Source organism: Lapidilactobacillus achengensis, assembly GCF_003946655.1.
GTDB classification, from domain to species: domain Bacteria; phylum Bacillota; class Bacilli; order Lactobacillales; family Lactobacillaceae; genus Lapidilactobacillus; species Lapidilactobacillus achengensis.
This window is the reverse complement of record NZ_RHOV01000001.1, coordinates 296,330-306,787: the sequence shown is the minus strand read 5'-3', so window position 1 is coordinate 306,787 and position 10,458 is coordinate 296,330. Positions and strand designations below refer to the sequence as shown.

The window sequence follows — 10,458 nt, the reverse complement described above, 5'->3', positions numbered from 1 at the left end:
CAGTATGTGGCGGAAATGCTTGAGATCCTAAAAACCACGGCAACTGATAACGAGATCACGATTGAACAAGCAGAGGTCATGCCGGATCATGTGCACCTGCTTTTGAGCTTCAAGCCCAAGTATGCGCCCACAACTGTTGTCAAGATCTTAAAGGGTGCATCAGCTCGGACATGGTTCACAGCTCATTCTGAGACCAAGAAACTCCTCTGGGGTGGACATTTGTGGTCGCCAAGCTATTACATGGGGACACTTGGCAACATGTCAAAAGAGACGGTTGCCAACTATATTCAAAATCAGAGAACAGAAAGGGGCAAGGCGGGGCGACCAAGCAAGAAAGCTAAATAGCGTTAGCAAGTGCAGGCTTTCCTCCTCTGACTAAAGTTAGAGGTTTCCCGCCCAAAATTGTAATGAAAGTCGTTGTGTTAGGGAGTACCGGCCATATTGGCTCGTTTCTCGTGCCTCAACTGGTGCGGGCAGGTTATCAGGTGGTGGCGGTCAGTCGCGGGCAACGGCGACCTTACGCCGCGGACAAGGCCTGGGATGAGGTTGAGCAAGTGAGTCTTGATCGCGTAAAGGACGCTCAGTTTACGGCCAAAGTTGCCGCGCTCCACGGCGATGTGGTGGTGGATTTGATCAACTTCAACGTGGCGGAAACACGGAAAATGATCACCACATTGAGTCAGACTTCGGTGCAACAATACCTTTACTGCTCATCGATTTGGGCGCACGGTCGCGCCACCACCTTGCCAGTTCAGCCCAATGCCTTTAAGGAACCTTTGGACGCCTATGGTCGCGATAAATATGAAAGCGAAAAATTGTTGAAGCAAGCCTATTTGGCCTCTGGTTTCCCCGCGACGGTGATCATGCCGGGGCAGATCTCCGGACCGGGTTGGGCGATCATCAGTCCTTATGGTAATACGGACACCACCGTTTTTCAGAAAATTGCCAATGGCGAGCGGATTTTCTTGCCGAACTTTGGCATGGAAACTCTGCATCATGTTCACGCAGCCGACGTTGCCCAGCTGTTTGTTCGGGCCATTCAGCATCGCGCTAGCGCGTTAGGCCAGAGTTTTCACGCGGTGGCTGGGGAATCGATCACGCTTTATGGTTACGCTCAGGCGATGTATCATGATTTCCAACAAGCGCCGCAGATCGATTTTCTACCGTGGCCTGATTGGCAACAAATGATCGGCGATGCGGCGGCGACGGAATCGACTTACTATCATCTGGCCCGCAGTGGTCAATACAGTATCGAAAATGGGCGGCGCTTACTAGGTTACGCGCCTCAATATTCCGTTCTGGAGACGATTCGCAGTGCCGTTGACAGTTATCGCCAACGGGGCGTGATCACGGTGCCCAAGGGGAATTGATCCCCGTTCCATCAGCAAAACCGGTTCGAAAAATGGTCAGCTGAACAGCTCGATTTATCGGAAAACATTTGTCGGCAGTGCCTGAAAACAGCGTTAAGGTCAAATGGCCTTAACGCTGTTTTTGACGTTGGAAATTTGGTCAGTTTTAGGTTGATTGAGCATTGAAGCGGGTTTCCACCGCCAATTCATTCCGGATCACGCAAAATCTGATTGTCCAGCTCACGCCGTTCGGTTGCCCGCGCCACGGTCAATTTCGTTTGGAGGTGTTGTTGATAATTGAGATTAAAATAAGCGCTGTATAAAATATCCAACAATAATTCCAGCGAAGTCAGCGAGCTGAAGTTACCGATTTTGGTATAGGAATATTCGCGGGTCGTCACGGCAAGGACCACATCGGCCAATTGCGCCAGTTGATTGGCACCGATACTGGTCAAGGCGATCACGGGAACTTGTTGACGCTTCAAATCCTGGGCGGCGGTCAAGAGTTCACTTGACTGGCCGCTGTACGACAAACAAAGCGCACAGTCGGTCCTGGGGGTGAGCAGGGCTTCTTGATACAGCGTGTTGCTGACGGTGAAAGTTTCCGCCGGCTGACCAATTCGTCGCATTTTATAGACAAAAGTTTCGGCGGCGAAGGTCAAATCGGCGACGGCGAAAACGCGGATCGTTTGGGCTTGTGTCAAGATCGTCAAGGCGCGGCGCAAGCTGTCGTGATCCAGAAGCGTCAGGGTGTCTTGCAAGCTGGCTTGCTTCAAGGCGGCGATTTTGGTAGCGACGGTCATTAGGTCGTCTTGGCGGTCGAAGGGAAAGTTGGCGTCGAGCGGGCCGAAATCATGGCGCAGATAATCCCGTTCCTCCAGCAGGGCCTGCTTGAAGTCGCGGAAACCACTGAAATCAAGTTTCTGCGCGATCCGCACCAGGATCGACGGCGTTGTAAAGGTGGCGGCGGCGATTTTAGTGGTGGTGAAATGGGCCAGGTCATCTTCGTGAGCGAGCAGAAAGGCGACCACGGTTTGTTCTGTTTTCGAGAAATTGGTTTGTTCGAGTTTTTCGTGAAGTAGCATGATTGCACCTCTTCGGTCGAATTTTTGCGAGGCGGGAAGTTCGAAGCAGTCCGCGCCCCTCAAGTATAGCATTGCCTCTGGATAAAAGCGCTGGCTGCGCCGTTTCCGCCCAACTTGTCTGGTCCAGTAAATGACCAGGGCAAACCCGCCTTGCTAGCTATCAGCAGTGATTCTGGGTTAGAATACCTACGACAATAAGAAATTTATTGGGAAGTTCATTGTCTCGATTTGGGGAACGAGGGAATTGACATGACAACAAACAAAACAAGCGCACCAAGGGATTCAACCGTCACAACCGGCGCAACTTCGCCGGGTCAGATTGTGGGGGCACCAGCAGTTACTGCCACATCGACCGCCAAGGCGCCAACTGCAAAAGCGTCAACCACCAAACCAGCAACCGCGCCAGCGGCAACGGCGGCCCACGCCAGTTCTACGCCAGCTGACACCAGTTCAACGCCAGCGTGGGCGACGTTGTCGGCAACCGCCAGCTTACAGGCGGCGGACTCGACGCCGACGGGGCTGACGTCAGCGGTGGCGGCTCAGCGATTAAAGCAAACTGGGCCTAATCTGATCCAAAAGACCAAGGAAACTTCGATGGTCAAGGTGTTTTTCAAAAATTTCAGTAGTTTGATGGCGTTGTTGCTTTGGGGCGCCGGGATCATCGCGATCATTGCGGGAATGACCGAACTGGGGTTGGCGATTTGGGCCGTGAATTTGATCAACGGTCTATTTAGCTTTTGGCAACAGTATCGGGCCAACGCGGCCACTTCGGCGTTGCAGAAGATGCTGCCCAGCTACGCGAAAGTGTTGCGCAATGGGCAATCGCTGAAGGTGCTGGTCGAGGAATTAGTGCCAGGTGATCTGGTCAACTTGATCAGTGGCGACAATGTGCCGGCGGACGGTCGTTTGTTGCAGGCGGATGATCTGGAGGTCAATCAATCGGCGCTGACTGGCGAATCGTTGACGGTCACTAAAGAAGCCACTGTGATGAGCGCCGCTGAGGTCCAAGCCGCCGGTCGTTTCGCCGAGTGGGACTTGGTCTATGAAGGCACCAGCGTGGTCAAGGGGAGTGGCACGATGCTGGTTACTGGCACCGGCATGGCCACCGAATTCGGCCAGATCGCGGCCTTGACCGGTAAGGTGGTCGCCGCCAAAAGTCCTCTGGAACGAGAACTGGATTTGTTGACCCGGCAGATTTCGATCATTGCCTTCGTGATCGGGGCGCTTTTCTTCGTGGCCGCGGTTTTTCTGGTCCATTATCCAGTGGCGGAGTCTTTTATTTTCGCCTTGGGGATGATCGTGGCCTTTATTCCGGAAGGGTTGCTGCCTACGGTGACCCTGTCTTTGGCGATGGCCGTCCAGAAAATGGCCCACCGCAACGCGTTGGTCAAGCATTTGAACAGTGTGGAAACGCTGGGGGCCACCACCGTGATCTGTTCCGACAAAACCGGCACCTTGACCAAGAACGAAATGACCATCGAGCAAGTTTGGCTTCCTGGGGGTCAATATCAAGTCAGCGGTACCGGCTATGAACCCGTAGGTGTCGTCACAAAAAATGGCGCCCGGATCGATTTGAGCCAAGAGCCGGATCTGCAACAATTGTTGCGGATCGGCGTTTTGAATAATGATTCGTTCCTGCAAGTCGTTCGCGGCCAGCACCAAGTCGTTGGCAGTCCAGATGAGGGGAGTATTTTGGTGCTGGCCGGAAAGGCGGATTACGATCTCCCCGGCGAGCAAAAGAACTACCAGAAATTGGCTGAACTGCCCTTTGATTCGGAGCGGAAACGGATGACCACGATCCGCCAGCAAGCGGGGCAGTCTTGGGCGTATACCCGGGGCGGTATCGCTGAAGTGTTGGCCTGTTGTCAAACTTATTTGGTGCACGGGAAGGTTTTGCCCCTGACGCCGATTTTGCGCCAACAATTCCTCACCCAAAATGACGCCTTCGCCCGGGCTGGTCTGCGGATCTTGGCTTACGCTTACCGGCAACTGGCGCCGGATGAGCGGACTTATAGTGTCGCGACCACCGAGCAGAATCTGACTTTTGTTGGTCTGACCGCCAGCCAGGATCCGCCCCGGGAGAATGTGATCGAGGCGATCCAGAAGTGTCATGACGCCAGCATTCGGATCATCATGGTGACCGGAGACTACGGCTTGACCGCCGAAAGTATCGCCCACAAAATCGGGGTGGTGCAAGGCACTGATGTTCGGGTGGTCACCGGGGAGCAGTTGACGGCGATGAGTGACGCCGAGTTGCGGGAGAATCTGGGTCACCAGATTATTTTCGCCCGGATGGCGCCAGAACAGAAATATCGCATCGTCACCAATCTTCAGGCCATGGGCGAGATCGTGGCGGCCACAGGCGATGGCGTCAATGACGCCCCGGCGTTGAAAAAAGCCGATATTGGCGTGGCCATGGGCGTGACCGGGACCGATGTGGCGAAAGAGGCCGCGGATATGATCTTGACCGATGATAATTTCGCCTCGATCGTCAATGCGATTGAAGAAGGCCGCACGGTTTACGCCAATATTCGCAAGTTTTTGCTGTACATCCTAAACAGTAACGTGCCCGAAGCCGTGCCATCAGTCCTCTTCCTGTTTTCTAATGGTTTGATTCCTTTGCCGCTAACCGTGATGCAGATCCTATCGATCGACCTGGGCACCGATATGTTACCCGCGCTGGGACTCGCCTCAGAACCGACCGAACCAGGCACGATGGCGCGCCCGCCGAGAAAACGTTCTGAACATTTACTGAATAAATCGGTGGCCTTCAAAGCCTTCGCTTGGTATGGCCTGTGGGAGTCACTGATCGCCACCGCCGCCTACTTCTTCGTCAATTGGCGCGCTGGCTGGCCGACCCAAGCCCTTGCGAGTGGCGGCGCGGTCTATCGATTAGCCACCACCATGACCCTGGCGGCAATCGTCTTTAGCCAAATCGGCACCGTCTTCAATTGCCGCACCAAAGACGTTTCTCTATTCAAAACCGGGATCTTCAGCAATACCCACGTGATCTTCGGTGTGATCTGCGAAGTCTGTTTACTCAGCTGCTTGATTTACGTGCCGTTTTTGCAACAAGCGTTCAACACGACAGGTCTGCAGTGGCAAGACTGGGCCTTTTTGATCACGATTCCCATTCCCTTGATTCTCATCGAAGAACTGCGGAAAGCGTTGGTGCGTCGGCGGCACGCCGTCAAATGACGTTGGTTGGCAAAAAGCAACGTTTCTGTTTTTGGCTTTCTTGTCTGATTGCAGGTGTGGGTGGGTGTTGCGCGTAAGCGCAACCGGCTGGGACTGCTGTTGCGGACTGGAACGTGGTGGGCGTCGTTTGAAGCCAATCCGCAAGCCCGGCGGCTTGTCTTCAAATCGAGCCTTGTCCTAAGCGGCAAAGCCGCCAAGGACAATTTCACCACTGAGCCGCGCAGTCCCAGCCGGTTGCTAGGCAGAATTGAGCCTATCTGCAATCGAAGTTGGGTATTTGACGAAGTGCATTTGCAAGTAAGCGGTCAAACAATCGCCCTTTTTGGGGTGGTACGGCAATGCCAACCGATTCAACTGATTCATCAAAATCTTATCCTAGTTCATCAAATAGACTGCACTGGTGTCGCCAATTCCAAGCTTGTGACCACTAACCATGGTCGTCAATTGCGTGGGTTCCCATCAATTGGCGATAGCCTGCCAGTCGGCGTGAGTGCTCAAACGGCTGTTATAACGTTGAGCGGCTGGAGCGGAGAAATTCGGGATGAGATCGCCGTGTCGTTATTCTTAGCGGCTTTGCCGCTTAGAATAAGGCTCAGCTTTGAGATTTTCGGTGTCCTTCCGAAAAGCTCAAAGTGATGCCCACAGCGAGCTCACCCCGAATTTCGCAGCGCAATCCGCGGCCATCATAACAAACGTCCACCCAGAATTGGAGATAACTTCAGACTGTTTTATGGAGAAGCAAGTAGTATAATTGAACCAATTAATCCAACAATCATGAGGTGCTAAATTGAAAATTGAACTTCGCTCCGCCACTCCAGCAGACATTCAGCCGCTTTTTGCCATCAAGTATGGCGCAAAAGCTGATTTGGTCTGGATGAAATACAATGGCCCTTACTTTCGTGATCCCATCCTGACCTGGCCAGACTTTCAGAAATTGGCCCGAACTTTTGCCGCGAATCCCCATCGCCAACTTATCGTCGTTGATCAGCGGGTGCTTGGTGAAGTGACTGCTCACTGGGAGGATGGGGACCTGCACAGATGGCTGGAGGTCGGAATCGCGATTTACGACCAGCATTTCTGGGGTCAGGGCATCGCGACGCAAGCGTTACAACAATGGCTGACTTATTTATTCCGCTTGCACCCTGATCTCGCGCACATCGGGTTGACGACGTGGTCCGGCAACCCCGGCATGATCCGCGTCAGCGCGAAAGCAGGACTGAAGCAAGAGGGCGTGATCAGAAAAGTTCGCTATTGGCAGGGAACCTATTATGACTCGGTCAAGTTTGGCATTTTACGCGACGAACGCCAGTAACCATTCCAACCCGCAATAAACTTATTTAAAAAAGTCCAATCAAATAGAATATGAAAATCCCACTAACACAAGAACGGAAATCGTTCATTGTTAGTGGGATTTTTTGATGCCCGTAACCAGGAGGCACCATCAGAAAAGGACGCCAGCTATTCTTAAATTTTCGTCCACGACAGAGTTGATCAGAGTGAATGGGTTAAGGGACAAACCGTTGAGCGATAGCTAACGTTGATTTGAACTAATGTCAGGCAGCTTGGCCTTGACCGGTCGCAAGTTTGTTAGCCCAAATCCCGATCTCACAGCAAGGCTGAGCCAAGAACATCAGTCAAATTGCGCCGGTGTCACCAACAAACTCAATTGTCCTCACCAACCACGGTCGTCAGCTGCGTGGCTCCCCCTCAAATGGCCATAGCTTGCCAGTCGACGTGAGTGCTCAAATGAATAAGATAACGTTGAGCGGCTGGAGCGGAGCGTGGCGTTGGTGGACTGTTCGTTCGTTAGGCGGAAGGTCGGGCTGGGGGTGAGTCAGCCGCGATATTATTGTTGGCGATTTATCGCCTACAATAAGGCCGAGTTTTGAGATTTTCGGCGGGTTTCCGAAAAGCTCAAAATCGTGCCCGCAGCGTTCCACCACCCCCAGCCCGACCTGGAGCCCCACCACACCTGCAATCCACCAACGCCAAGCGCAGCGCAAGCTGCGGCCAATCTCCTTAAGTCAAGTTACGTTCGCCTAGTGAGCGCTACTGTTTCCAGAAGTCATGCCGTTGGTCCAGATCCAGATCGCGGGTGGCAAATCGCGCCAGCTCCGCCAAATGCTCATGAGAAAAGGGCGCCTTGGCCGCCACCCCCGGCAGTTCATAATGATGAAGCGCCGTAGTCAGCCCCGTCGGATTGACTGTGATCATGCGATAACCCCGCGGCAATTGCCCATAGCAATTATAGCCGGAAACATTGCCATAGATCAGATGGATCCCCAGAAATTCGCCGTCGAAATTATTGTCGTGATCGTGCCCGCAGAAAACACCGGCCACATGATTGTTCGCCCGTAAATGCGCGAACAATCCGGTATTAAGCACCGCGCCAGAAACGCGGCGATCATCTTCCCAGAAATGACCGGCCAAAACATGTTCACCGGCCTGCAAGTATTCAGGTAGCGGAATGTGGAGAAAAACCAGATCTTGAGTCACGCCGACATTTTGCAGGTAAGCGGCGTGAGTTCGCTCATACCAGGCGATTTGTTCCAGCGAAATCCAATCATAGTCCGTTCCCGGCAAATCGCCATGATTGCCTGAATCGAATACGTAACAAACGTTGGTCACACCGGTGTCGTTTCCCAATTCAAAGGTGTAACACTCCTTGTTGCGGGAATCGACGAAAACATTTTGCTTGGCGATCAAGTTTTTGAAGCCCTTTTCTAACTGGCGCAAATCAGAACGGTCAATTGTTTCTTCGGAATCATGATTGCCATAAGTCATCGCAATCGGGTAATCGAATTCATTAAACAGGTCCACCAAGGCCTGGTAGCCGCGTTGGGGCTGGTCCACGCCTTCCGACCAAATCAAATCCCCGGTGATCATGATCAAATCGGGATCGACGGCCGGGATCGTTGCCCGAAGCGCGGCGAAGGTTTGCAGGTCCTTGGGTTCGAAGGGATATGAGCCAATATGGATGTCGGTCAGTTGCATGATCCGCAACCCGTTTTTCGCAATCAATTGCATGGTTGGTCCTCCTTGAGTTTCAGACTTGGTTCGCGAGTTTTGGGTTCAGTTAGCGCGGGTCAGTCTGATTTGAAATTAAGCTTTACCGAGATTTGGCCGTCCTTATTTAGACAGGCCCCCGTGAAAAAAACCATAACTTCAAAGTACGATTTTTGGGGGGATCTGACAAGTTGACTTGATGACTTTTTCTGCATGAATCAGCCGAAAGAAAGTCGTCAAAAGAATTGCGATAAACCGCGGCGAGATGCTAAACTCCATTTTGTATCACAAACACAACATGTTGTGGTCGGTGGTCGGTCGTATGCATTGACTCGAGTGCGGCGCGGTCGCTGGCGCAACCAAAGGCGTAAGCCAGGAATTCAACTTTTGAGGAGATTTGCAAATGAAACTTAAGAAATACGGTTTGTTACTGGGATTGGCTCTGAGCGCGATCCTAGTGTTGGGGGCTTGTGGCAAGAAGAACGCGCAGGCTAGCCAAGGCAAGGTCAAATTATCGATCAACTACTACAATGGCGCGATCAGTAAAGCAGCGATGGCCAATACGAAGGAACATTTCTCGAATTATCAATTGCAATTCAAACAAGTACCATCGAACGAAGATTTTGATACCAAGCTGAAGGCGAGCTTCGGATCCAAGGCGGCGCCCGACATTACCGCGATCAATAACAATATTGAAGACTACTTACCCTACAAGACGAAATTCGTCAACTTGACCAAGTACGGCACCAAGGCGTTGGGTAAGAATTATGTGACTTGGAAATGGGATTCCACTTTCGCAGACGCTGATTATCAAATCGCTATGCCCATTGATATTGGTCCTAAGGCCTTGATGTTCAACGTGGCTAACTTTGAGAAGGCTGGTTTGCCAACCGATCCGAAAGCGGTCAGTGAATCGATCAAGACCGAAGAGGACTACATGAAGGCCGCGGCGCAAATGAAAGAGAAGGCCAACTTGCCAATGTTCTTATCCGCGGTCGCTTTGTTTGAAGATCGGGAACAGAAAATGACCAAGGGAATTTTCGAAGGCGGCAAATTAACTTTAGGTGATGGCCAATTGAAAGAAGCTTGGGATTTCGCGGTTCAAGCCTATCAAAAGGGTTATACCTTAGGAATCAAGGCTGGCGGCGCCGACAATGCCAATGCCCAACAAAAGGGTCTCTACTCAGCCATGAATAAGGCTTCGTGGGCAATCGCTGATTTAGAAGAAAATGGGACTAAGCCAGGCACTTGGTTGATTGCCAAAGCGCCCGGCCAACCATCAAACACTGGTGGTTCTTACTTGGCGGTTTTGAAAACAACCAGCCATCCAAAAGAAGCAGCGGAAGTGGTGCGTTACTTGACCAACGAGAAGAACCAGCGGGCCAACTTCAAGGAATTGAGCTTGTTCCCAACGCATAAAGCTGTTTATGATGATGCGTTCATGAAAACAACCAATAAACTTTTCGGCGACGAGCAATATAACCCATACTTCGTCGACGCGGCGAATGCGATGAAGTACAAGAAGAGTGATCCTCGCAGTGGCACAGTGCAACGGATCTTCGAAGATCAAATGCAACTGATCCAAGATCAGAACAAGAATCCTGACCAAGCCTGGGCGGACGCGATCAAGAAAGCAAAAACCATCGACTAACAGGCACAACGGCTGACTATCCTATCACGGCAAGCAGGATCGGCAACGTTTTAGATTTTGATTCAATGGTCATGGGTCGCCTTCGCTCAGTGGTTCTGACAGACTGAAGTTTGAAGACAGTGGCCCGTTTCCCGGATAGCGGCATTCTTGTGATCAAGTTAGCGCCGCT

At 52.1% G+C, this 10,458-nt stretch carries 9 protein-coding genes; 7 read left to right on the top strand and 2 right to left on the bottom strand.

Going from position 1 to position 10,458, the window contains the following annotated elements:
• Both tnpA and EKM94_RS01375 read left to right on the top strand, forming a co-directional pair.
• Positions 1 to 345: IS200/IS605 family transposase (tnpA, locus tag EKM94_RS01380; protein ID WP_125596351.1), on the top strand; the 345-nt coding region annotated here is incomplete at its 5' end.
• A gap of 62 nt (positions 346 to 407) precedes the next feature.
• Complete coding sequence (locus EKM94_RS01375; protein ID WP_125596348.1) at positions 408 to 1,370, top strand: NAD-dependent epimerase/dehydratase family protein; 963 nt, start codon at positions 408 to 410, stop codon at positions 1,368 to 1,370.
• Between the two features lie 185 nt (positions 1,371 to 1,555).
• Here EKM94_RS01375 and EKM94_RS01370 read toward each other — a convergent pair whose 3' ends face one another.
• Entirely contained in the window at positions 1,556 to 2,434 is an 879-nt protein-coding gene (locus EKM94_RS01370) for a MurR/RpiR family transcriptional regulator (protein ID WP_164511045.1), read from the bottom strand.
• 249 nt (positions 2,435 to 2,683) lie between these two features.
• Here EKM94_RS01370 and EKM94_RS01365 point away from each other — a divergent pair, with 249 nt between their 5' ends.
• The 4 genes from EKM94_RS01365 to EKM94_RS01350 all read left to right on the top strand — a co-directional run bounded on the left by EKM94_RS01365 (position 2,684) and on the right by EKM94_RS01350 (position 7,465).
• The gene (locus EKM94_RS01365) at positions 2,684 to 5,632 is read left to right on the top strand and encodes a cation-translocating P-type ATPase (RefSeq protein ID WP_125596342.1); all 2,949 of its coding nucleotides are present in this window, start codon (positions 2,684 to 2,686) and stop codon (positions 5,630 to 5,632) included.
• A 60-nt stretch (positions 5,633 to 5,692) separates the two neighbouring features.
• Entirely contained in the window at positions 5,693 to 6,268 is a 576-nt protein-coding gene (locus tag EKM94_RS01360) for a hypothetical protein (RefSeq protein WP_125596339.1), read from the top strand.
• A gap of 151 nt (positions 6,269 to 6,419) precedes the next feature.
• Entirely contained in the window at positions 6,420 to 6,944 is a 525-nt protein-coding gene (locus EKM94_RS01355) for a GNAT family N-acetyltransferase (RefSeq protein WP_125596336.1), read from the top strand.
• A 335-nt stretch (positions 6,945 to 7,279) separates the two neighbouring features.
• Positions 7,280 to 7,465, top strand: coding sequence for a hypothetical protein (locus EKM94_RS01350; RefSeq protein WP_125596333.1), 186 nt, complete (start codon positions 7,280 to 7,282; stop codon positions 7,463 to 7,465).
• A 216-nt stretch (positions 7,466 to 7,681) separates the two neighbouring features.
• On the opposite strand, the gene EKM94_RS01345 is transcribed toward EKM94_RS01350, so the two are convergent.
• The gene (locus tag EKM94_RS01345) at positions 7,682 to 8,659 is read right to left on the bottom strand and encodes a metallophosphoesterase (protein WP_125596331.1); all 978 of its coding nucleotides are present in this window, start codon (positions 8,657 to 8,659) and stop codon (positions 7,682 to 7,684) included.
• A 382-nt stretch (positions 8,660 to 9,041) separates the two neighbouring features.
• Between EKM94_RS01345 and EKM94_RS01340 the strand changes: the two genes are divergently transcribed.
• Positions 9,042 to 10,289 (top strand): ABC transporter substrate-binding protein, encoded by a 1,248-nt coding sequence (locus EKM94_RS01340; RefSeq protein WP_125596328.1) that lies wholly within the window; start codon positions 9,042 to 9,044, stop codon positions 10,287 to 10,289.
• The last annotated feature ends 169 nt before the right edge of the window (positions 10,290 to 10,458 follow it).

What these genes read in the sequence shown, in the direction of transcription:
- EKM94_RS01340 (WP_125596328.1), top strand. Translation starts at nt 9,042, where the DNA reads ATGAAACTTAAGAAATACGGTTTGTTACTGGGATTGGCTCTGAGCGCG.
- EKM94_RS01345 (WP_125596331.1), bottom strand. Translation starts at nt 8,659, where the DNA reads ATGCAATTGATTGCGAAAAACGGGTTGCGGATCATGCAACTGACCGAC.
- EKM94_RS01375 (WP_125596348.1), top strand. Translation starts at nt 408, where the DNA reads ATGAAAGTCGTTGTGTTAGGGAGTACCGGCCATATTGGCTCGTTTCTC.
- EKM94_RS01365 (WP_125596342.1), top strand. Translation starts at nt 2,684, where the DNA reads ATGACAACAAACAAAACAAGCGCACCAAGGGATTCAACCGTCACAACC.
- EKM94_RS01370 (WP_164511045.1), bottom strand. Translation starts at nt 2,434, where the DNA reads ATGCTACTTCACGAAAAACTCGAACAAACCAATTTCTCGAAAACAGAA.